The 23549-nt window shown below is 31.7% G+C and carries 19 protein-coding genes; 1 reads left to right on the top strand and 18 read right to left on the bottom strand.

The genetic code is table 11. The features are described from left to right. Positions 1-148: 148 nt before the first annotated feature. From N524_RS0110755 to fakB1, 18 genes are all read right to left on the bottom strand, one after another. Positions 149-1144, bottom strand: coding sequence for a YvcK family protein (locus N524_RS0110755; RefSeq protein ID WP_029056496.1), 996 nt, complete (start codon positions 1142-1144; stop codon positions 149-151). Beyond that, the gene (gene rapZ, locus N524_RS0110750) at positions 1141-2052 is read right to left on the bottom strand and encodes an RNase adapter RapZ (protein WP_029056495.1); all 912 of its coding nucleotides are present in this window, start codon (positions 2050-2052) and stop codon (positions 1141-1143) included. The genes N524_RS0110755 and rapZ overlap by 4 nt, the downstream gene beginning before the upstream one ends. 175 nt (positions 2053-2227) lie before the next feature. Next, positions 2228-3169: a thioredoxin-disulfide reductase gene (trxB, locus tag N524_RS0110745; RefSeq protein WP_029056494.1), complete on the bottom strand. Its 942-nt coding sequence runs from the start codon at positions 3167-3169 to the stop codon at positions 2228-2230. A gap of 64 nt (positions 3170-3233) precedes the next feature. Continuing rightward, complete coding sequence (locus N524_RS0110740; protein WP_029056493.1) at positions 3234-4673, bottom strand: tetratricopeptide repeat protein; 1440 nt, start codon at positions 4671-4673, stop codon at positions 3234-3236. An 18-nt stretch (positions 4674-4691) separates the two neighbouring features. Further along, complete coding sequence (locus N524_RS0110735; protein ID WP_017638170.1) at positions 4692-5174, bottom strand: acyltransferase; 483 nt, start codon at positions 5172-5174, stop codon at positions 4692-4694. A 7-nt stretch (positions 5175-5181) separates the two neighbouring features. Next, the gene (gene lgt / locus N524_RS0110730; RefSeq protein WP_029056492.1) at positions 5182-6018 is read right to left on the bottom strand and encodes a prolipoprotein diacylglyceryl transferase; all 837 of its coding nucleotides are present in this window, start codon (positions 6016-6018) and stop codon (positions 5182-5184) included. A gap of 7 nt (positions 6019-6025) precedes the next feature. Further along, complete coding sequence (gene hprK / locus N524_RS0110725) at positions 6026-6958, bottom strand: HPr(Ser) kinase/phosphatase (protein ID WP_029056491.1); 933 nt, start codon at positions 6956-6958, stop codon at positions 6026-6028. Between the two features lie 272 nt (positions 6959-7230). Further along, positions 7231-10071: an excinuclease ABC subunit UvrA gene (gene uvrA, locus N524_RS0110720; protein WP_029056490.1), complete on the bottom strand. Its 2841-nt coding sequence runs from the start codon at positions 10069-10071 to the stop codon at positions 7231-7233. A gap of 7 nt (positions 10072-10078) precedes the next feature. Then, positions 10079-12064 carry an excinuclease ABC subunit UvrB gene (gene uvrB / locus N524_RS0110715; RefSeq protein ID WP_029056489.1) on the bottom strand — a complete coding sequence of 662 codons (1986 nt, stop codon included), beginning with the start codon at positions 12062-12064 and terminating at the stop codon, positions 10079-10081. Between the two features lie 339 nt (positions 12065-12403). Then, positions 12404-12631, bottom strand: coding sequence for a CsbA family protein (locus N524_RS0110710; RefSeq protein ID WP_017638175.1), 228 nt, complete (start codon positions 12629-12631; stop codon positions 12404-12406). A gap of 5 nt (positions 12632-12636) precedes the next feature. After that, on the bottom strand, positions 12637-13278 hold the full coding sequence (locus tag N524_RS0110705; RefSeq protein WP_017638176.1) for a YfbR-like 5'-deoxynucleotidase: 642 nt from the start codon (positions 13276-13278) through the stop codon (positions 12637-12639). 202 nt (positions 13279-13480) lie between these two features. Beyond that, positions 13481-14278 (bottom strand): COG3942 and LysM peptidoglycan-binding domain-containing protein, encoded by a 798-nt coding sequence (locus tag N524_RS0110700; RefSeq protein ID WP_029056488.1) that lies wholly within the window; start codon positions 14276-14278, stop codon positions 13481-13483. 402 nt (positions 14279-14680) lie between these two features. After that, positions 14681-15788, bottom strand: a protein-coding gene (prfB, locus tag N524_RS0110695) for a peptide chain release factor 2 (protein ID WP_096807838.1) whose coding sequence is annotated in 2 segments (ribosomal slippage) — positions 14681-15715 and positions 15717-15788 — 1107 coding nt in all. Because the reading frame shifts where the segments join, the coding sequence is not laid out codon by codon here. 286 nt (positions 15789-16074) lie between these two features. After that, complete coding sequence (gene secA, locus N524_RS0110690; protein ID WP_029056486.1) at positions 16075-18609, bottom strand: preprotein translocase subunit SecA; 2535 nt, start codon at positions 18607-18609, stop codon at positions 16075-16077. A 571-nt stretch (positions 18610-19180) separates the two neighbouring features. Then, positions 19181-19756: a ribosome hibernation-promoting factor, HPF/YfiA family gene (gene hpf, locus N524_RS0110685; protein WP_029056485.1), complete on the bottom strand. Its 576-nt coding sequence runs from the start codon at positions 19754-19756 to the stop codon at positions 19181-19183. A 62-nt stretch (positions 19757-19818) separates the two neighbouring features. Next, positions 19819-20493 (bottom strand): ComF family protein, encoded by a 675-nt coding sequence (locus N524_RS0110680; RefSeq protein ID WP_029056484.1) that lies wholly within the window; start codon positions 20491-20493, stop codon positions 19819-19821. After that, complete coding sequence (locus N524_RS0110675) at positions 20494-21798, bottom strand: DEAD/DEAH box helicase family protein (RefSeq protein WP_029056483.1); 1305 nt, start codon at positions 21796-21798, stop codon at positions 20494-20496. Between the two features lie 55 nt (positions 21799-21853). Then, the gene (gene fakB1, locus N524_RS0110670) at positions 21854-22720 is read right to left on the bottom strand and encodes a fatty acid kinase binding subunit FakB1 (protein WP_017638184.1); all 867 of its coding nucleotides are present in this window, start codon (positions 22718-22720) and stop codon (positions 21854-21856) included. Between the two features lie 138 nt (positions 22721-22858). Here fakB1 and N524_RS0110665 point away from each other — a divergent pair, with 138 nt between their 5' ends. Continuing rightward, the gene (locus tag N524_RS0110665) at positions 22859-23500 is read left to right on the top strand and encodes a YigZ family protein (RefSeq protein WP_017638185.1); all 642 of its coding nucleotides are present in this window, start codon (positions 22859-22861) and stop codon (positions 23498-23500) included. The last annotated feature ends 49 nt before the right edge of the window (positions 23501-23549 follow it).

The raw sequence follows: 23549 nt of genomic DNA, 5'->3' as shown, positions 1-23549 counted from the left end.
CATTCATTCCTTTCTAACATTACCCTTTAGATTTATAAGATAATAACTACATTTTTTAATTTTATTTCAAAATGGATTAAATATCTTCATCTCAATATTTTTTCTTTCAATAAAAAACAAGTTTCATCTGTATCCAATAACTAAAATATTATTTACGATTATCATTTGGATCAAATTGAATTGTACTAATAAGATCTAATGCTTTTTCATAAATTAATGTTGATAACACTTTTGTATTATGTCTTACAAAATGTTCATCAGATATTTCGACTAGATTTGAAGCCGTAATGACTTCTATTCCATCTTGCTTTAATTCTTCAACATTTACATCAACAGGATCAGAATTTTTCTCTTTATATTTTCTTAAAACATTCTCATTGAATTGATCGGTACAGCAAATAACATAATCTACAAATGATTGACCTGTTTGGCGATGCAATGCATTAATATGTTCTTTCACAGTATAGCCGCCTGTTTCACCAGGTTGAGTCATAACATTAGCTACATATAATTTAGGTGCAGATGAATTAATTAAGGCTTTAGAAATCCCTTTGACACAAAGATTAGAAATAACACTCGTGTATAGTGATCCAGGACCTAATACAATCAAGTCAGCTTCTTCTAACGCTTCAACCGCTTCTTCCATAGGTTCTACATCATCTGGCTCTAAAAAGACTTTTTCTATTTTTTCTTGTTTCTTCGGAATTTTTGATTCGCCATATACGATTTCACCATTTTCCATAATAGCATTTAACTGAACGCTTGTATTGGTAGATGGAATTACTTTACCTTTAATATTTAAAACTTTACTTAGTTCTCTAATAGCATGTCCAAAATCATTAGTAATATTTGTCATCCCCGCAATCAATAAATTTCCTAAAGAATGACCACTAATTTGATTTTCTTCAAATCTATATTGGAATAATTGAGTTAGTACAGACTCCGAGTCGCTCAGTGCAGCAATCACATTTCTTATATCACCAGGTGCTGGGATATCCATTTCATTACGAATTTTACCCGTACTTCCACCATCATCAGCAACAGTAACTATGGCAGTAATATCTATAGGAAACTCTCTTAGACCCCTTGCCAATACAGATAAACCAGTCCCTCCGCCAATTAAAACTACTTTCATTCTTCTCATCGTTGTTCTCCACTTTCAATATGTGCATCTCTATGATGAACATATACTTTATAATCGAAAACGTCGTTAAGATATTCTCCTAAACGTTTAGTTAATGCTACTGAGCGATGTTGACCTCCAGTACAGCCAATTGCTATGACTAACTGTGACTTGCCTTCTTTTTTATAACCAGGAATCATAAATTTCAATAAGTCAGTTAATTTATCAAAGAAGATTTCGGTTTCTTTCCATTTCATAACGTACGTATAAACTTCTTCATCCATGCCTGTTAATGGACGTAGTTCTTCAACATAGTATGGGTTTGGTAAAAATCGAACATCAAATACTAAATCTGCATCCATTTGTATACCGTGTTTAAAACCAAAGCTAGTGACGTTTATTGTAAATGTTTCAAAGTTTTCATCTTCATAGTAATTAACTACTCTAGCTTTTAATTCTTTAGGTTTAAGTTGACTTGTGTCTATGACATAATTTGCAATACTTCTAATTTGTGAAAGATGTTGACGTTCTTCATTAATAGCATCAATAAGTGAACGTTGTCCCTTTTCATTTAATGGATGTGCTCTTCTAGATTCTTTATATCTTGAAATTAATTTTTCAGTTGTTGCTTCTAAAAACATGACATCTACAATAACGTCATTTCTACTTTTAATTAAATCAATTTCCTTAACCAATGATTTAAAAAGTTCTTTACCTCTTAAGTCTATTGCAATAGCCACTTTTTGTAATGATGGATTACCTTGTTCCATCAATTCAACAAATTTAGGTAATAGTACGGGTGGTAAGTTATCTACACAAAAATAACCTATATCTTCCAGACTTTGAATCACTAAAGATTTACCTGCACCAGATAATCCAGTGACAACAAGTAATTCACTTTTCCCAATTTCTTTTTCAGAATTTACCATTTTATCGGTTCACCGCCAGTTCAGTTGATATTCATATATTAATAGGTTCATCATACCACACTCATTTTCAGAAAGGAATGTAATCAATACTTATAAAAAAGCTAGAACAACAAATGGATTATCATTGTTATAATCCTCCTATTGCTCTAGCTTTATTTCTTGTTATAAAAGATATTTAAGCTTCTAATTTATCTTTAATACTTTCAATATAATCAGCCGCACTTTGAGCAGCAATACTACCGTCACCTGTTGCTGTTACAATTTGACGTAAACCTTTATCTCTTACGTCGCCTGCAGCATAGATACCAGGTACATCTGTACTCATATCAGCTTGAGTTACAATATAACCATTTTCATTTGTAATACCTAAATCAGTGAATGGTGCAGTTAATGGTTTCATACCAATATAAATAAATACGCCATCTGCATCGTATGTTACTTCTGAACCATCTTTAGTTGACTCTAAAGTTACTGATCCTACTTTGCCATCTTTGTCATTTATTGTTTTTAATGTATGGCTCCAAATAAAATCAACTTTATCATTTTTAAATGCACGATCTTGTAAAATACTTTGTGCGCGTAATTCGTCTCTTCTGTGGACAATCGTCACTTTATCAGCAAATTTTGTTAAGAATGTACCTTCTTCAACTGCTGAGTCACCACCGCCGATAACAAATAAACGTTTATTTTTGAAGAATGCACCATCACATACTGCACAATAACTTACGCCACGTCCGCCTAATTCTTGTTCACCTGGTACGCCTATTTTTTTATATTCAGCACCAGTTGAAATAATAACTGCATGTGCAGTAATTTCTTTGTTTCCTAAATTAACTACTTTATAGTCGCCTTTATCTTCTATTGATTTAATATCACCATATTGATAAGTAGCGCCAAATTTTTTCGCATGTTCAAACATTTTTGTAGATAAATCTGGTCCAGTAATCATTTCAAATCCTGGAAAGTTTTCTACCTCTTCTGTATTTGCCATTTGGCCACCTGGCATACCACGTTCAATCATAACAGTGTTTAAATTTGCACGTGATGCATAAACTGCAGCCGTCATACCAGCAGGGCCTGCACCTATAATTGCTACATCAAAATCTACTTCAGTCATTTACTTGCCCTCCTACTTAATAATCATTAAACGCATTATATATCAAAATAAGTATTTCATAAATTTATATGCTCAGAATATAAGTTATCGTTTTATCAAGTTTATAATTACTTATATCAAACCATTCTTTTATTTGCTTTTTAGTCAATTTTTGGTTGGTATGTTGATAATACAAATATAAGAACGCACCTAAATATCTATCTAATTCTGTTAAATCAGCTTGATCTGCAATAATTGATTCAGCTTGATCTATCCATTGAACAAATAAAGATGTATCATTTCTAAATTCATCAAATTGATATAATTTGACCATGCCACGATGTATGAAATCTAATTTATTTAGTGTCAAACCTTGAACTAAATATGTTAAATATAGTTTCTCATAATCATTCATCGTTTCTAATACGGCCCAAATTTCTTCTGTAATCAATATTTCTTTACCATTCAATTGATTCAACAAGAATATACCATATAATCTATAATGACTATCGTCGTCCATTAATAAAGGTAAAATACGTTGATCAAATACATGTTTACTTTCTTCAATTACCCATGGTGGAAAACCTACATCAACTTTAGAAATTTGTAATAACTTGTTCCAAAATTGAATACTTTCATCTTTATTTCCTAGGTAATAATAATTGTAGCTTAAGGCATTAAACATTTGAATAGAAGCAAATTTCCCTTTTTTATATAAAGGAAGCAATAATTTTTGAGAAGCATGATATTGTTTCAAATAACTTAAGACAATACCTAATTTAAAACTTTCATCGTCATTCATTGGCATGACTTTGTTTAAAATATTTAAGTAACGCTTATATTTATCCATATCATTTGTATTGTAAAGTAGTAACGTATAATGACACAGTGCATGAACATCTGAATTATCTTCATTTAGTAACTCTTCAAACATGTCCTTTGCTATATCATATTCGCCTAAATATAAATAACACATCGCTAATAAATTTTTTATCACTCGATGATTTTGAATATCTTCATCTTGATTTAAAATATAAGTTCTCGCTTCTTCTAAACGTCCCTGTGAAAATAAAAATTGAAATAATAGTTGTACTGCAAATAGTTGTGCTTCGATTTCTATTTGATGTTCGTTTGAATACGACACATCGAATGTTTGTTCAAGCTCATCTCGGAAATCTTGATCATCTGTAATTAATACATAATTAATACCAAACAAGAATGCCTTGTTTGGTTCATTTAATTCAATGTTTAACTGACTCAACTCATAAAAACTATCTGCCTTACGTCTATCATTTATAATATTTTCATAAAATACCTTTTCAGCTTGGCTTCCAAAACCTAGTTTTACTAAACATTGAGCATAGTTTAATTGAATATCAAAATCCTCAGGTGACAATTCTAGCACTTTACCGTAATAATCGACTGCTTTTTTATAATCTTGTTGCTTCCACTTCTGATGAGCCATTTTACGATAAAACGGTTCATCAAAAGCCATTGAAATAATTTTATTGTTTTTATCTGCCAAAGATTGTCACCTCCATCTTTAATTTATTTTTATAGGATTACCAATCGCATATGCGCAATCTGGCACATCTTTTGAGACAACTGTTCCTGCACCAATGGTGACATGACTTCCAATAGTTACTCCAGGAAGTATTGTCACATTAGCACCTATTAATGTATTATGACCTATTTGAACTTTACCATATTTAAATTCATCCACTAAAATTTCGTGCGTTAATATTGTAGTATTATAACCAATCACACTATTGTTGCCAACAGTTATTAATTCGGGATAAAACAAATCTGGTACTACTTTATATGCGAATACAGTTTGTTTGCCAATATTCATTTTTAAATACTTACGATAGATAACATTTTTTAATTTTAAATTTGGCATTACTCGACAAATTTCAATTATTAATGTTTGTTTAAACACTTTTGGAAAACGTATTAGTCGATATATTTGCCATAATGGATTAATCGACGATTTTTGATATCTATCATGTGTTTGGAGTTTTCTCATTGAAAATCTACACCTTTTGCTTTGGCCAACTTAATGGACCAGCATTTTTATAAACAGGTGGTTGAAATTTATATCGTCTATAAATAATTAAAATAATACTAATAATGATAAGTATAACCGATACTAATTGTGCCACTCTTATATGACTTGTCAACATCAAGCTGTCTGTTCTAAGTCCTTCAACAAAGAAACGACCTATTGAATACCAAATTAGATATAAGAAGAATGTTTCTCCTAGTTTCAAATGCTTTCTAATCGAAATTAATAAGATAAATCCTAACACATCCCATACTGATTCGTATAAAAATGTTGGATGATAATAATGACCATCAATATACATATTATTAATAATAAATCGAGGTATATGAAGTTGTTCCAAGAATGTTTTAGATACTATACCGCCGTGTGCTTCATGGTTCATGAAATTGCCCCATCGTCCGATACCTTGAGCTAAAATAATACTCGGTGCGACAATGTCTCCAATTTGGAATGGGTTTAAATTTTTTAATTTACATACGATAACTCCTGTAATAAAGCCACCTATTAATCCTCCATGGATAGCTATACCGCCATGCCATATTTTAGGTATTTCTCCTGGATTTTGCATGTAATATGGCCATTGGAATATTACAAAATATATACGAGCTACAATAAAACCAAATATGGCACAATAAAAGATAACATCTACTAATGAGTCTTTATGTAGACCAATTCTCTTCAAAGCTTCTTGTGCTACAAAATACCCTATTAAGATACCACAAGCAATTATAATTCCATACCATCGTATTTGTAATGGACCTAGGTGAAATGCGACAGGATCAATATAACTCAAAGTTAAATCCATAAACTTATTACTCCTCACTTTTATGACTGTTACGAACAATTTCATCATTAAGTCGTTCGCTAAATTCTTCTGCTGTATTTATTCCCATAATATTTAAACGATAGTTCATAGCAGCAACTTCAATAATAACTGCAACGTTTCGTCCAGGTCTTACAGGAATTGTTTTTTTCGTGATTTCAGTATCTAAAATACGTAAAGTCTCTTCGTTTAAGCCGACTCTATCGTATAACTTTTCTTTATCCCAGTTTTCTAAATTAATATTTAAACGGATTTGTTTTTCAGTTAAAATTGAGCCCGCCCCAAATAATGTCATCACATTAATGATTCCTAAACCACGTATTTCTAATAAATGTTCTATTAATTTTGGTGGTTTACCTATTAATTCATCTTTAGTAATTTCTTTGATCTCAACATTGTCATCAGCAACTAATCTATGTCCTCTTTTAACTAATTCTAATGCTGTTTCACTTTTACCGATACCAGAGTCACCAGTTATGAGAACACCTACACCATAAACATCAACTAGTACGCCATGTAATGATGTTGTTTTTGCTAGTTCATGTTCTAAAAATGTTGTTAATCTACTCATTAAACTTGTCGTTGCATCTTTAGCAACAATAAGTGGTGTATTTAATTCTTTTGCTGCTTCAACTAATTCTTCAGGAGGCTCTAATCCTCTTGTTACTATAATTGCAGGTGTATCTGGTCGACATAATTTTCTCATTCTTCCTTGACGTTCATCATCTGGAAGTAAATTATAAAATGATAACTCAGTCGTACCTAATAATTGTATTCTGTCTGAAGCGTAATGTGAGAAGTAACCAGCCATTTCTAAACCAGGTCTAGAGATATCTGTGTTTTTAATAGGTTTATTTAATCCTTCTTCCCCAGCTATTAATTCTAATTTTAATAATTCAACTAATCTTTCAGTTGTTAACATGTGTTCACCTCTATTTGAAATGTTACTACAATTTCGCTTTCTTTAATCATATCAAAAATCAAACTACTTTCTATATCAAAAAGTTACGCTTATTTAATATTTAGAAAATACGCTCTATAAATTAAGCCTTATTGAATACTTTATTATGTATATTGTTTTTGAAAAATGTGTATTCTTTTTAATTTGGATGATAAATATCTACATTTAAAAAAGATGATTCCAGTATACTCTGAAATCACCTTAATATAAATTATAACATCATTCTTTTATGATTAATCTTTATTTCTATCTCTTTCTAATACAGTTTTTAAATATTGTCCTGTATAAGAGTTTTCTACATTCGCAATGTCTTCAGGCGTACCAGTAGCAACGATCGTTCCACCACCATCGCCACCTTCTGGGCCTAAATCAATAATATGATCTGCAGTTTTAATGACATCTAAGTTATGTTCAATAATCACAACAGTATCACCATTTTCAACAAGACGATTTAATACCTTTAATAATCTGCTAATATCATCTACATGTAAACCAGTTGTTGGTTCGTCTAAAATGTAAATGGAACGTCCTGTAGAGCGTTTATGCAATTCTGATGCGAGTTTAACACGTTGTGCTTCCCCACCAGATAAAGTTGTTGCTTGCTGTCCTAATGTGACATATCCTAAACCAACATCTACTAATGTCTGTAGTTTACGTTTAATCTTAGGTATATTTTCAAAGAAATGAGTTGCATCTTCAGCAGTCATTTCTAAAACATCAGCAATATTTTTACCTTTATATGTGACTTCAAGTGTTTCTCTATTATAGCGTTTACCGTCACATACCTCACAAGGAACATAAACATCTGGTAAGAAATGCATTTCTATTTTAATAATACCGTCACCTTTACAAGCTTCACAACGTCCGCCTTTAACATTAAAACTAAAACGACCTTTTTGATAGCCACGTATTTTAGCTTCATTGGTTTGAGCAAAAACATCTCTTATATCATCAAACACGCCTGTATAAGTTGCTGGATTTGAACGTGGTGTTCTACCAATCGGTGATTGATCAATATCGATAATTTTATCTAATTGATCTATGCCTTTAATAGAATCATATTCTCCAGGTTTCACCTTAGATTTATTAATTTTTTGTGCTAGTGATTTATATAACACTTCATTAACTAATGAACTTTTACCTGAGCCTGATACACCTGTCACTACAGTCATTACTGATAGAGGGAAATCAACATCTACATTTTTTAAGTTATTGCTTTTAGCACCTTTAATACTAATTTTCTTTTTCGTAACTTCCCGACGATATTCAGGTACATCAATTTTCTTCTTACCACTTAAATATTGTCCAGTTAATGAGTTTTTATCTTTCATCACTTGTTTTGGTGTACCTTGTGCAACAATTTCACCACCGTGACTACCAGCACCTGGACCTACATCCACTAAATAATCTGCAGAACGCATCGTATCATCATCATGTTCTACAACAATCAATGTATTGCCTAAATCCCGCATTTCTTTAAGTGTGTTAATTAGACGATCATTATCACGCTGATGTAAACCTATTGAAGGTTCGTCTAAAACATAAAGTACACCTGTTAAACGAGACCCAATTTGTGTTGCTAATCGAATTCGTTGTGCTTCACCACCAGATAATGTTCCAGAAGCACGGTTTAATGTAAGGTATTCAAGCCCAACATTATTTAAGAAAGCTAGACGTGAAATAATTTCCTTAAGAATTTGATTTGCTATTGCTTGGTCTTGTTCTGATAGTTCAATGTTTTGATAATATTTCAATGCTTCTTTAATCGAATCTTGAACAACTTCGCCTATATTATATCCACCAACATAAACAGACAATGCTTCTTTACTTAAACGCTTGCCATGACAAGTCTCACAAGGTAACTCGGTCATGTATCTACTCATCATTTCACGAGTATATTCTGATGGTGATTCATGATATCGACGATCAATATTATTAAGAACACCTTCAAAGACCATTTTTCTTTTACGTTTGCCGCCACCAAATCGTTGGTTAAATGTAAATTCAATTTCTTTATCGCCTGAGCCATGCATTAATATATTTTTCTGTCTATCGATAAGTTTTTTATAAGGTTTATCCATATTAATTTTATAAACTTCACAGACACGTTTTAGTAAAGTTGGATAAAAATCTGAACTTGTTGGCTCCCAAGGTTCAATGGCACCTTCGTTTAGTGTTTTGTTTGGGTCAGGTATAACTAAATCCATATCGACTGTTAATCTTTGACCTAACCCATCACAAGTAGGACAAGCACCAAATGGGCTGTTAAAACTAAACATTCGTGGTTCTAATTCGCCAATTGAGAATCCACAAATAGGACATGCATGATTTTCAGAGAACTTTAGGTCTTCTCCATCAATTACATCAACTGTTAAACTTCCTTCAGATAATTCAAGTGCTGTTTCTATAGAATCTGCTAGTCTTGTTTCAATTCCTTCTTTAATGACTAGTCTATCAACAACAACTTCTATAGTATGGTTTTTGTTTTTATCTAAATCTGGCACTTCATTAACATCAACAATTTCTCCGTCTACTCGTAAACGTACATAACCTTTTTTGCCAATATCTTCGATTAGCTTTTCATGACTTCCTTTACGATGTGAAACCACAGGAGCTAACAATTGAATTTTTGTTCGCGTTTCTAATTCTAATATTCTATCTACCATTTGTTGAACAGTCTGTGACTCTATTTCAATATTATGGTTTGGACAATAAGGTTTACCCACTCGAGCATATAATAATCTGATATAATCGTAAATTTCAGTTACGGTTGCAACTGTAGATCGTGGGTTCTTACTTGTTGTCTTTTGATCAATGGAAATAGCCGGTGATAATCCTTCAATAGTATCTACATCTGGTTTATCCATTTGACCTAAAAATTGTCGTGCGTATGCACTTAATGATTCTACATATCTTCTTTGGCCTTCTGCATAAATAGTGTCAAAGGCTAATGAAGACTTACCTGAACCTGAAATACCTGTCATTACAATTAATTTGTCTTTAGGTAATTCAATATCGACACCTTTTAAATTATGCGCTCTTGCACCTTTCACTACTATGGATGGTTCTCTCATTTAATTGTCACCCTTCTGATTTTAATTCAAATAACATATCTCTTAGTTCTGTTGCTTTTTCAAAGTCTAAATCTTTAGCTGCTTTTTTCATTTCTTTTTCTATATTTTCTATCGTTTTTTGTCGTTCTTTTTTAGTCATTTTCTTAGGTAGTTCAGTTTGTTTATTTTCATTTGTTTCGTCATTTTCAACAGTAGCACTAATAACGTCATGAATTTTCTTATTAATTGTTTTAGGCGTAATACCATATTTTTCGTTATGCGCTGTTTGTATTTCACGACGTCTTTGTGTTTCATCAATGGCGTATCTCATTGAATCTGTAATTTTATCAGCATACATGATTACTTCGCCTCGATCATTACGTGCTGCTCGTCCAATTGTTTGAATTAATGAGCGATTAGAACGTAAAAATCCTTCTTTATCCGCGTCTAAAATGACTACTAAAGAAACTTCAGGAATATCTATACCCTCTCTTAGTAAATTAATACCAACGATGGCATCATATGTACCCATTCTTAAATCTCGAATAATTTCTATTCTTTCAAGCGTTTTAATTTCTGAATGAAGATAATTTACTTTAATACCCGCTTCTTTCATATAGGTAGTTAAGTCCTCACTCATTTTTTTCGTCAACGTTGTAACAAGTACTCTTTCATTCTTATCAATTCTATCTTGAATTTCACTTAACAAATCATCAATTTGGTTTTCTGTTGGACGTACATCAATTTTCGGATCTAGTAATCCTGTAGGTCTAATAATTTGTTCGACCATTTCATCAGTATGTTCTAATTCGTATGGTCCTGGCGTTGCTGATACATATACTAATTGATTTGTTTTTTCTTCAAATTCTTCAAATTTTAGTGGTCTGTTATCTAAAGCACTTGGCAATCTGAAACCATGATCAACTAAAACTTGTTTACGCGCTCTGTCACCATTATACATCCCTCTAACCTGAGGCAATGTTACGTGAGATTCATCGATCATAATTAACCAATCATCACCAAAGTAATCTAATAATGTATAAGGTGTAGAACCTAATGGTCGTAATGTTAAATGAACTGAATAGTTTTCGATACCTGAACAGAAGCCCATTTCCCGCATCATTTCTAAATCATAATTTGTACGTTGTTCTAATCTTTGGGCTTCAAGTAGTTTATTTTCATCTCTTAATTCTTTTAATCGTTCTTCCAATTCTTTTTCAATACGTTCGATTGCTACTTTCATTTTTTCTTCACGAGTAACGAAGTGAGATGCTGGGAATATAGCAAAATGCTCACGTTCTCTAATAACTTCGCCAGTTAAATAGTTAACCTCTCTAATTCGATCTACTTCATCTCCGAAAAATTCCACTCGAATACACATTTCTTCTCTAGATGCTGGGAAAATTTCTACCACATCACCGCGGACTCTAAATGTACCCCTTTGGAAATCTATATCATTTCTAGTATATTGTACATCTACTAATTTTCTTAGTAATTCGCTGCGTTCCATTTCCATACCAACGCGGACGCTAACAACTAAATCTTTATATTCTTCTGGGTTACCTAAACCATAAATACAACTTACACTAGCAATGATGATAACATCGTCTCTCTCAAACAATGCACTTGTCGCAGAGTGTCTTAATTGATCAATTTCATCATTAATAGAAGCATCTTTTTCTATAAAGGTATCCGTAGATGGTACATATGCTTCAGGTTGATAGTAATCATAATAACTAACGAAATATTCCACTCTATTTTCAGGGAAAAATTCTTTGAATTCACTATATAATTGGCCAGCTAATGTTTTGTTATGTGCGATTATCAATGTAGGTTTACCCACTTGTTGAATCACATTACTCATTGTAAATGTTTTACCCGTACCAGTTGCACCAAGTAATGTTTGATGTCTTTTACCTTCTTCAACACCCTTTACAATTTTCTTTATAGCTTCAGGTTGGTCACCTTGTGGATCAAACTCTGAATTTAATTTGAATGGATAATGTTCGACCATTACGACATACGCCTCCTAAGTTGTTTGCATCTAAAATCTATTACTTATTATTAATTGAGTATCTTTGAAAGAGTGTTACTCCTACTATACGAATTTATTAATCTATTTCCCTTATTATTTATTAGTCATGCATCAGTCTGTTCTTATAAGTATACATGGGATTATTTATTCATAATTTATTATCTATTTTAACAAATTTTCACCACGAAATACAAACATTTGTTCGCTAAAATTTTTATATTATATGATAAACAAAAAACAAACATAGTTAACGAACTATGCTTGCTTTCTAAACTAATATTTATTTATCATGATGGTTAATTCAGTGTATTGTTTCTGTTATTCTTCTCTTTTGTGAAATTCTAATTGATCTATGATTAAATATCCGGCTAGCAATGATACAACATCTATAAAGATAATCCATTCATTGTGGAAAAAGCCTTTATAAATTGACGTAGCTATTAATATTAAAGTTACGGAAGTACCAATCCATTTATTTTTAGTAACTACACTAAAGAGAACGATTAATATACAAGGAAAAAATGCAGCACATGCATACCAAATCATTTATTTCACCTGTTTCTTTTATTAAGTATTGTCATTGTCGTTTCACGTAATTCTGTTCTTGGGATAAAGTTTTCAGTTAACATTTCAGGAATTACATTATCAATAAAATCTTGAACAGAAGCTAAATGATCGAATTGCATAATCGTTTCTAAACTCATTTCATATATTTCGAAAAATAATGGTTCGGGATTACGTTTTTGTATTTCTCCAAACGTTTCATAAAGTAAATCAATTTTATCTGCTACAGCTAGTATTTGACCTTCTATAGAGTCATCTTTACCTTCTTGTAGTCTCAATCTATAAATATCACGATATTGAGAAGGAATTTCCTCTTCGATAAAATTCTCTACCATTTCTTCTTCAACTTGAGAAAAAAGCATTTTCAACTCTCTACTAGCATATTTTACAGGGGTCTTGATATCTCCAGTAAACACTTCTGCAAAATCATGGTTCAAAGCTTTTTCATACAAACTTTTCCAGTCAATGACATTACCATTATATTCTTCTACAGTACCTAAATATTGTGCTATTTTAGTTACTTTAAATGAATGCGCAGCTACGTTATGTTCAAAATATTTAAATTTGCCAGGCAACCTAATAAGCTTTTCCAAATCAGATAATCTTTTATAATATTGATGAATGCCCATTGTGTGATGCCTCCTTTATATTTAATCATAGATGAAGACTTATTTTTTATTATACCAATCATCGTTATGATTAAAAGCAATATCCTAATATCGTTTTCAAAACCTTCACTTAGTACACAAAATATCGATAAAAAATGAGCAGCAATACAATAATTTTAAATCATTGTATTACTGCTATTTTAATCCTATTAAATGTTAAAGATTAGTGTATATAATTATAACTTCCTGGATTTGTGATTGTTCTATATGATTTAACATTAAATCCACCGTTCCAGTTCATTTCAGAAACTGTAAGTGTACCATTACTATTTACCTTTTCAACAACACCTACATGCCCATATCCTCCAGCACCATTAGTACCTGGATTAGATTGGAATACTGCTCCTGCAACTGGAGTATTGTTTACTGTGAAACCTGCATTTCTAGCGCTAGTAGCCCAGTCAGCAGCATTACCCCAAAGGCTACCAATTGGTTTGCCTAATTCAGCACGTCTATTAAATGCATAATAAGTACAATTACCAAATGCATATAAGTTCCCAGAATTACTTATTGAATGTAAACCATTTGAACCTTCATACGATGGTTCTGCTGTATATTGTACTTGAGGTGCTGATACTTGTGGCACATTATTATATTGTGTACTTGCTGATGGAATTGGTTCTTCAGCTTCGAATTGATTAGAGCTATATGATGTATTTTGAACTTGGTTTGCTAATCCTGTTGGCGATACTACAATAATATCTCCAGGGAAAATTAATGGTGTTACTCCAGGATTAAGTTTATACAATTCGTCTAAAGTAATATCATGATCTAAAGCGATTTGATACAACGTATCACCTGATTTGACGATATATTGGCTCGCACTGTCAGTTTCCACTGCTGCTACATTCTGAGATGCATTAACATTAGATATAGATGTTTGTTCTTGAGCGTCTGCAACATTACTTAATGCAATAAATGCAGCTGCTGATGATAATGATACTAAAAACGTCTTCTTCATTAATATGTCATTCCTTTGTTGTAAATTCTAATTTGATGAATTTAATATACCACAATATTATTTTAAAATGAGTAATGTTAAATTGATGTAATATAATATTTATACACAATAATATAAACTTGCCATATATATTTCATTACAAATTCATTAGTATCAGTCATCCCATTAATTTTTTAGGCTATTTTTACACCTAGCCAAAATATTACTGAGTAATATTACAAACTACTAATTGCATAGAGTTATTTAGTTATAGGCTTTTTCAAATATACGTATTTGCGTTATTAAAATGGATTTCAAAACATTTAACTACTACATACTTAAAAAATTATAAATTAAAAAGGCGCTTATCACGTAAGCACCTTTCAAAATATTATTCCAATTATTGCCTATTTAACTTATAACTTATTTATCCATTTGCCATCTTAAATACGATTCAATAAATGGACCAATATCTCCATCCATTACAGCATCTACTTTACCAGTTTCTTCATTGGTACGATGATCTTTTACCATTGAATAAGGATGGAATACATATGAACGAATTTGACTTCCCCATCCTATTTCTTTTTGTTCTCCACGAATTTCTGCCATTTCTTGTGCTTGTTCCTCTAATTTAAGTTGATATAATTTTGATTTCAACATTTTCATAGCTGCTTCACGGTTTTTAATTTGTGAACGTTCATTTTGGTTATTAACAACAATACCAGTAGGATGGTGGGTAATTCTAATTGCTGATTCTGTTTTATTAATATGTTGTCCACCTGCACCAGATGCTCTAAATGTATCAACTGTAATGTCATCAGAATTAATTTCGATTTCAATTTCATCGTTATCAAAGTCTGGAATAACGTCACAAGATGCGAATGATGTATGACGTCGACCTGACGAATCAAAAGGTGAAATTCTAACTAACCTATGCACACCTTTTTCAGCTTTTAAATAACCATAAGCGTTATGACCTTTAATTAATAATGTCACACTTTTCACTCCTGCTTCATCACCAGGTAAATAGTCAACTGTTTCTACTTTGAAACCACTCTGTTCACAATAGCGTTGGTACATTCTTAATAACATACTCACCCAATCTTGTGATTCAGTGCCACCTGCGCCAGGATGTAGCTCTAAAATAGCATTATTCGCATCATATGGACCGTCTAACAGTAATTGTAATTCGAAACGATCAATATCTTCTTTAAATGCAACGACGTCATTTTCTAATTCTTGTTTCAAGTCTTCGTCATAATCTTCTTGTAAAAGTTCAACAGTTGCTGACATATCTTCAACAGCTTCGTCTAATTTATAATAACCATTAACGATAGATTTCAAAGCGTTATTTTTATCTATAATATCTTGTGCTTTATTTTGATTGTCCCAAAAATTAGGTTCAGTCATCATTTCTTCATATTCCTGTATATTAGTCTCTTTATTTTCTAAGTCAAAGAGACCCCCTAATTTGACTTAAATTGTCTTGATACGAATCTATATTTCGTTTGATTTCTGATAATTCCATAATGTCTCTCCTATTTCACTTGTAGTTTGATTTATTGTTTTAACATAAATATTATTTTTAATTAATCTTAAATAAACAGATACATCATTTTTATACATTTATATTCTATCATATTCAAGATTAAGTGCAGTGTATGATAAATAAACGTGTCATCAAAGAGATGAATGCTTGCTAACAGCATTTAACTCTTCTTTAAACTCCGTTTTTTTAAATTCTACAAAAAGTGAAAGCCTGAGACAATTATGCCCCAGGCTATCAAATATTATTGTCATTGTTTTACACAAAATTATGCTTGACCATGGCAATTTTTATATTTCTTGCCACTTCCACAAGGACAAGGGTCATTACGACCTATTTCTTCACCTTTAACTATAGGTTTTTGTTTAACTTTTTCTTTACCATCTTCAGCTGATGCATGTTTTGCTTCACCAAAATCAGTTGTTTTATCACGTTCAATGTCATCTTCAACTTGTACTACTGATTTCAAAATAAATTTACATGTATCTTCTTCGATATTTTGCATCATTATATCGAATAATTCATGTCCTTCATTTTGATAATCACGTAATGGATTTTGTTGTGCATATGAACGTAAATGAATACCTTGACGTAATTGATCCATTGTATCAATGTGATCTGTCCAATGACTGTCAATTGAACGTAATAAAATCATTCGTTCGAATTCGTTCATTTGATCGCCAAGTGTTTCTTTTTGTTCAGCATAAGCTTTTTCAATTTTAGCCCATACCACTTCGAAAATATCTTCAGAATCTTTACCTTTAATTTCTGATTCTTTTAATTCGCCTTCTTGTAAGAAAACATCATTTATATAGTTAATAAATGGTTGATAATCTAAGTTTTCTTCTTCTTCGTTAATATGATAGTTAATGCCTCGTTGTAATGTTGAACGTAACATTGCATCTACAACTTGTGAGCTATCTTCGTTATCAATGATATCGTTTCTTTCTTTATAAATAATCTCACGTTGTTTACGTAACACTTCATCATATTCTAGGATACGTTTACGTGCATCAAAGTTATTACCTTCAACACGTTTTTGTGCGGATTCTACAGCTCTTGAAACCATTTTAGATTCAATAGGTGTAGAATCATCCATACCTAGTCGGTTCATCATTTTTTGTAAACGTTCTGAACCAAAACGTACCATTAGTTCATCTTGTAGTGAAAGATAGAATCGGCTATCACCATTATCACCTTGACGACCAGAACGACCACGTAATTGGTCATCAATACGTCGTGATTCATGACGTTCTGTACCTATAACCGCTAAACCACCGATTTCTTCAACGCCGTCACCTAGTTTAATATCTGTACCACGACCTGCCATGTTTGTGGCAATAGTTACAGCGCCTTTTTGACCTGCTCCTGCTACGATTTCTGCTTCACGTTCATGGTTTTTAGCGTTTAAAACGTCGTGTCGAACGCCTCGTTTTTTCAATAAGTTTGAAATATATTCTGACGTTTCAACAGCTACAGTACCTAATAGAACTGGTTGACCTTTTTTGTGTTTTTCAACTACATCTTCTACAACTGCATCAAATTTACCTTTTTGACTAATATAAATTAAGTCTGATTTATCGACACGTTGAACTGGTTTATTAGTAGGAATTTGAGTTACTGTCATATTATATATATTTCTGAACTCTTCTTCTTCTGTTTTAGCTGTACCAGTCATACCAGCTAATTTATTGTACATTCTGAAATAGTTTTGGAATGTGATAGATGCCATTGTCTTAGATTCATTTTGAATTTGAACGCCTTCTTTAGCTTCTATCGCTTGGTGTAAACCTTCAGAGAAACGTCTACCAGGCATTGTACGACCTGTGAATTGGTCTACGATAAGTACTTCTCCATCAACAACCATATAGTCAACGTCACGTTGTAACGTAACATGAGCTCTTAATGCTGTTGTAATGTGACTAATAATATCTACGTTTTGTACATCATATAGATTATCAATTTTGAACATACGTTCAGCTTTGTCGGCACCCTGTTCTGTTAAGTTTACAGATTTAGTTTTTTCATCATATTTATAATCTTCATCCGCTTTAAGCATTTTAGCGAATACATTTGCTTGAGTATATAAAGATGTTGATTTTTCAGCTTCTCCAGAAATAATTAATGGTGTTCTTGCTTCATCAATTAAAATAGAATCGACCTCATCGATGATAGCAAAATGAAGTGGTCGCATTACACGTTCTTCAGCATAATTTACCATGTTATCTCTTAAATAATCAAAACCTAATTCATTATTAGTACTATATGTGATGTCTTGAGCGTATGCTTCACGTTTTTCTGTCGTTGTTTTACTGTTTAAGTTTAAACCAACTGTTAAACCTAGGAACTCATACAATTCAGCCATTTCTTGACTTTGGAAACTAGATAAGTATTCATTGACAGTGATAACATGCACACCACGACCTGCTAATGCATTTAAATATGTAGGCATTGTTGCAGTTAATGTTTTACCTTCCCCAGTTCTCATTTCGGCAATATCACCATTATGAATCGCAATACCACCCATTACCTGAACCTTGTAAGGAATCATATTAAATACACGTTTTGAACCTTCTCTTACAAGCGCATATGCTTCAGGTAATATTTTATCTAAATAATCATTTTGTTTTTTTACATCTTCAATTTTAGAAAGTTCTTCTTGAAATTCTTTCGTTTTATTACGTATCTCTTCATCAGTTAAAATAGCTGTATCTTCTTCTAATGCGAGTACTTTGTCAGCTAATTTCCCTAGTTTTTTCGTTTCTTTTTTATTGCCGTCAACAATTTTTGATAAAAATCCCATTCTGTTCGCTCCTTTAGCTAAAAAACTGTTTGGCTTTCAACAATTTATCTTACCATTTATACATTTAGAATTATACTTAAATACTCATTCGGATATCTAATTATCCTTTATCAATGACGTAAATATTTTTTGTCTTTAAGGCTTACATACTTTACGCTATTTTCTTCATAAATTCAAACATCTAAATTTAAGTTAGCATGATGCTATGTTTATGTTGAATCTAATGAATTGTCAACAAGTTAATTCTAACATGTTACTATGTATTATTTCTCGTCTCAAATAAATAAACTTCGCATAAATTACGAAATTTATTATACGGTATATGAAATTCGTTATTTTCAATAATGGTTAACGTTGTATGATATGTGAGACTATATATAAATAAGCATTATTTACCCTCTATTAAACCATAAATTTTCATTCATTAATCTATCAAGTAGCTTTAAATATAAAAAGGAAGTGAGAAGGAATTCCTATATGAATCCCTAATCTCACTCCCCCATATCTATCTGTCCATTTAATTATAAAAACATATTTGCTTATTTCAATTAAGATAAGCTTTATCTAAGTTTTATTGTTCAGATGTTTCGATTAAACCGTATTTTCCATCTTTTCTACGATATACAATACTAGTGCCATCTGTTTCACGATCAGTAAAGATATAGAAATCATGACCTAGTAAGTTCATTTGTAAAACTGCTTCTTCAGAATCCATTGGTTTTAAACTAAATTGTTTAGAACGGATGATTTCAATATCATTGTCTGTACTTTCTTCTGCGCCACTAATTTCTTCAGGTGGTGCTTCTTGAACTTCAGCAACAAATACTTCTTGATCACCACGATCACGGTACTTACGATTTACACGAGTTTTATATTTTCTAACTTGACGTTCAAGTTTATTCGTAATTAAATCAACACCTGCATATAAATCATCGTGTCTTTCTTCAGCTCTTAAAGTAACATCTTTAAGAGGGATTGTTACTTCAACTTTAGTAGTTGAATTTGAATAAGTTTTAACTTTAACGTGTGCAACTGCATTTGGCACATTATTAAAGTAACGCTCTAACTTACCAATTTTTTCCTCAATATAGTTGCGAATTGCATCTGTGATAGTGAGGTTATCTCCATGAATTTCAAATCTAATCATAGTCAATCTCTCCTTTAACCTCTTATATTGGTAATGCTTAATTATATTTTACCACGTCGCACTTATCTTGCAAACGCAAACACATTGAATTTTCTGACATTTAATTCGGATAATTTACACATTGCATGGTTAATAGTTAATCCTGTTGTATAAATATCATCTATGAGTAATATTGTTTTATTAGTTAAATCAACTTCTTCATTAATATAAAATGGATTACTTTCCTTTATGCGTAATCTTTTATTTAAGTTTGCTTGTTTAGGTCTTAATTTCATTGACAATATATTATCGTAAGTCACATTTTTAGCTTTTAATACTTCTACAACTGGATTAAAAGTTCTCATTATATTACGTTCATGGGGAGATGGTATAGGAATGATATAATCATAATCCACTTTTGGTACGTTAATCATTTCAGCAATGACCTTACTTAAATATTGATCTTTCAAGAATTTATATTGATGTATCATATCTTTCATAATTCCTTCGTATTTATAATCACATATTAATTGGTAATCAATATTAAAATGTTGTTTTAAAAATAAGCAATCCTCACAATTTTGTTCATCTTTATCTAAAGCTTTTAAACAGCGGGTACACCTTTTAAATTCGTCTTTTAAACTTATTCTCTGCCACAATTCAGAACACTTTTCACATATAACACTTGGAGGTTTATAAAAATTAATAATCGTTATAGCTTCGTTGATTGGATTTAAACATTGTAAACATCGTTGCATTTATATATCTAGCCAGCCTTTCCTAATAGCTAATTTATTCATGTCTTTAATATCCTTCTTTGCTAAAATCATTGCCATTGATACACCATTATGCAAATAAATTACTTTTCCTGTTGGCGCTTGTTTCTTTCTTCCTACACGACCTGCTATTTGAATCAATGCCTCCTTTGAAAATTGATCCGCTTCTGTAACGACTACATCTAATTTTTCCATGGTGAACCCTCTTTCGAGAATGGTTGTTGTGAAAACTATTGGATGTTTACCTTCTCTTAGGGAATTAACCTTTTCAAACCGCTCATCATCTTCGCTATGAATATAGATTAAATTTTGAATATGTGATTGATAATTTTCATAGGCTTCAATCATGCTATTAATATGATTGAAAAATACTAATGTATAACGTTGGCATTGTTTTTGTTCTATCAGAATATTTAATAACTTAAATTGAATTTTTCGAGAGTTGAATTTTAAATATTGGAAAATTGGAACTGGTAAAGGTTGTCTATGAAATCTTGCAGGCAGTTTAATTACATTGTCTTTTTCTATGGAAGATAATAGTTTTCTCGGTGGTGTTGCTGTCATGAAAATTTGACATGCTGAATGTTTAGAGGCTGAATGAATCACACTAATTAGATCATCATCCATAGAAAGCGGAAAAGCATCTACTTCATCAATAATAATGGTGTCAAAATGATTTTTAAATCTATATAATTGATGCACGGTTGAAATGATAAAATGTCCATCAAATTGTTGTGGTGAATTTTGGTGTAACACATCTATGTTTTCTTGAGAAAAAGCATCTTTAATACGTTGACTTATTTCTACGACTACATCAACTCGTGGTGATATAATGGCTATGTTATCACCTTTATTTCTAGCTACTTTTATACCTTCGAAAATCATTTCTGTCTTTCCTGCTCCGGTTACTGCATAAAGCAGTATCTTTCTTTTCTCTTTTATAGCATCTACAATTTGTTTTGAAGCATAGTTTTGTTGTTCAGAAAGATTGAAGTCTAATTGATAATTACATTCTGAAACCTTTTGTTTACTCTGCAATATTCTATAATCAGTCTGACTATCCATACGACCTAATTGAATACATTTTCTACAATAAACAATTTCCTTCTCATTATAATCAGAATAGTAACTATGAAAATATATTTGTTTATTCGTTTCACATTGAACACAATGCCATCGATTATTTTTCAATATGACGCCTTTACTTATATTTGCGATCTGTTCATTAGTTAATGTCACATCTGGTTGAATGATTTTTCCATATTGTAATATTTTATTTTCCTCCAAAATAAAAAGACATACTAGATTGTTGATGTACAATCCAATATGCCCTCTATAAATATTAATCAAGTCTTACTTTACGGGCAGTGTAACCTAAACCTAATCCACCTGAACCTAAATGGGCAGCGATTACCGGTCCGAATTCTGAATAAGCAACTTGACTATGTGATGGTGCATTTTCTTTAACAGAGTCTAGTAATGCTTTACCATCTTCAGTCTTATCACCATTAATCACAAATATCGTTACTTCATCAAAGTCCTTAACTTGGTTTAACACTTTTTCTTCTAATGCTTTAAGTGCTCTTTTTTTCGTACGTACCTTCTCTTCAGGGACTATCTTACCGTCATCAAATTTAAGTACTGGTTTCATTTTTAACAATGTACCTACCCAAGCTTGTGCACCTGTGATTCGTCCGCTTTTTTGTAGATTTTTTAAATCATCTACTATTAAATAAGCGCCTGTATGTTCTCTCATATCTGTTAATTCTGCTATGATATCATTTGGCTTATAACCTTGTTCCACCATTTCAATTGCACGTAATACGTAACAACCTTCCATCATAGCCGCAAGCTTACTATCAAATGCATATACATTAATGCCTTCTACTATTTCACCAGCTTGCTTACCAGATTGATAGCTCCCACTAATTCCACTAGATAAGAATACAACTATTACATCTGTATAGCCTTTATCTCTTAAGTTTTCATATCGTTGAATCCATTCACCTACAGCAGGTTGACTTGTAGTAGGTATTGTCGCAGACGTTGCCATTTTTTCATAAAAACGATCAATATCTACATCTGTACTTTCTGTATAGCTTACACCATCATCAAACGTCACACTTAATGGTGCAACTGGAATATCATATTTATCGATTAAATTTTGAGATAGATAGCTAGTAGAATCAGTCATTACAGCAATCTTCATAGTAGTCCTCCTCAATTATACTCATAGTAATAATACAATATTTTATCAAAAAAAGAAATTGCCATTTAAACATTTTATTTTAAGTATTTACAGAGTGTATAATACTAATATGAAAATTATAGATTTGGAAGTGAAACGATGTCAAAACCAATCATCACTGTAAAAAAAGAACATACATTTGAAAATGTTATTAATAAATCACGTTTTATTGCTCATATTAAACCGGTGACTTCTGAAGAAGAAGCTAAATCATTTATCAATGAAGTTAAAACTCAACATAAAGATGCAACGCATAATTGTTCAGCCTATACAGTAGGTCCTGAAATGAATATTCAAAAAGCAAACGACGACGGTGAACCAAGTGGCACAGCAGGTGTACCGATGTTAGAAATATTAAAAAAACTAGATATTCATGATGCTTGTGTTGTTGTCACTCGTTACTTTGGTGGAATTAAACTCGGTGGTGGCGGACTTATTAGAGCATATAGTGGTGCTGTCCGAGATGTGATTTACGACATTGGCCGTGTAGAATTGAGATCAGCTATACCAGTGACAGTCACTTTAAGTTACGATCAAACTGGCAAATTTGAATACGAATTAGAATCAACTACTTTTATGCTTAGAAATCAAAGCTATACTGACAAAGTAAGTTATGAAATAGATGTAGTTCAAACAGAGTACGATAAGTTTATCGAGTTCTTAAATAAAACAACCGCTGGGAATTATGAAATCCAAACTGAAGATAGCAAAATGCTACCTTTCGATATCTCTACAGACTAAAAAAAGCTATCAAAAAAACGACATGCATTTATTAATAGTAAATGCTCAT

Origin of the sequence: Staphylococcus sp. URHA0057, assembly GCF_000620265.1 — a bacterium.
Classification (GTDB): domain Bacteria; phylum Bacillota; class Bacilli; order Staphylococcales; family Staphylococcaceae; genus Staphylococcus; species Staphylococcus pasteuri.
Note: the sequence above shows the minus strand (reverse complement) of the source record. Positions and strands in the feature narration are given on the sequence as shown.

Bases quoted from the DNA above. Each gene is read 5' to 3' on its own strand.
- N524_RS0110755 (WP_029056496.1), bottom strand. From the start codon at position 1,144: ATGAGAAGAATGAAAGTAGTTTTAATTGGCGGAGGGACTGGTTTATCT.
- rapZ (WP_029056495.1), bottom strand. From the start codon at position 2,052: ATGGTAAATTCTGAAAAAGAAATTGGGAAAAGTGAATTACTTGTTGTC.
- trxB (WP_029056494.1), bottom strand. From the start codon at position 3,169: ATGACTGAAGTAGATTTTGATGTAGCAATTATAGGTGCAGGCCCTGCT.
- N524_RS0110735 (WP_017638170.1), bottom strand. From the start codon at position 5,174: ATGAGAAAACTCCAAACACATGATAGATATCAAAAATCGTCGATTAAT.
- lgt (WP_029056492.1), bottom strand. From the start codon at position 6,018: ATGGATTTAACTTTGAGTTATATTGATCCTGTCGCATTTCACCTAGGT.
- hprK (WP_029056491.1), bottom strand. From the start codon at position 6,958: ATGTTAACAACTGAAAGATTAGTTGAATTATTAAAATTAGAATTAATA.
- uvrA (WP_029056490.1), bottom strand. From the start codon at position 10,071: ATGAGAGAACCATCCATAGTAGTGAAAGGTGCAAGAGCGCATAATTTA.
- uvrB (WP_029056489.1), bottom strand. From the start codon at position 12,064: ATGGTCGAACATTATCCATTCAAATTAAATTCAGAGTTTGATCCACAA.
- N524_RS0110710 (WP_017638175.1), bottom strand. From the start codon at position 12,631: ATGATTTGGTATGCATGTGCTGCATTTTTTCCTTGTATATTAATCGTT.
- N524_RS0110705 (WP_017638176.1), bottom strand. From the start codon at position 13,278: ATGGGCATTCATCAATATTATAAAAGATTATCTGATTTGGAAAAGCTT.
- N524_RS0110700 (WP_029056488.1), bottom strand. From the start codon at position 14,278: ATGAAGAAGACGTTTTTAGTATCATTATCATCAGCAGCTGCATTTATT.
- secA (WP_029056486.1), bottom strand. From the start codon at position 18,609: ATGGGATTTTTATCAAAAATTGTTGACGGCAATAAAAAAGAAACGAAA.
- hpf (WP_029056485.1), bottom strand. From the start codon at position 19,756: ATGATTAGATTTGAAATTCATGGAGATAACCTCACTATCACAGATGCA.
- N524_RS0110680 (WP_029056484.1), bottom strand. From the start codon at position 20,493: ATGCAACGATGTTTACAATGTTTAAATCCAATCAACGAAGCTATAACG.
- fakB1 (WP_017638184.1), bottom strand. From the start codon at position 22,720: ATGAAGATTGCTGTAATGACTGATTCTACTAGCTATCTATCTCAAAAT.
- N524_RS0110665 (WP_017638185.1), top strand. From the start codon at position 22,859: ATGTCAAAACCAATCATCACTGTAAAAAAAGAACATACATTTGAAAAT.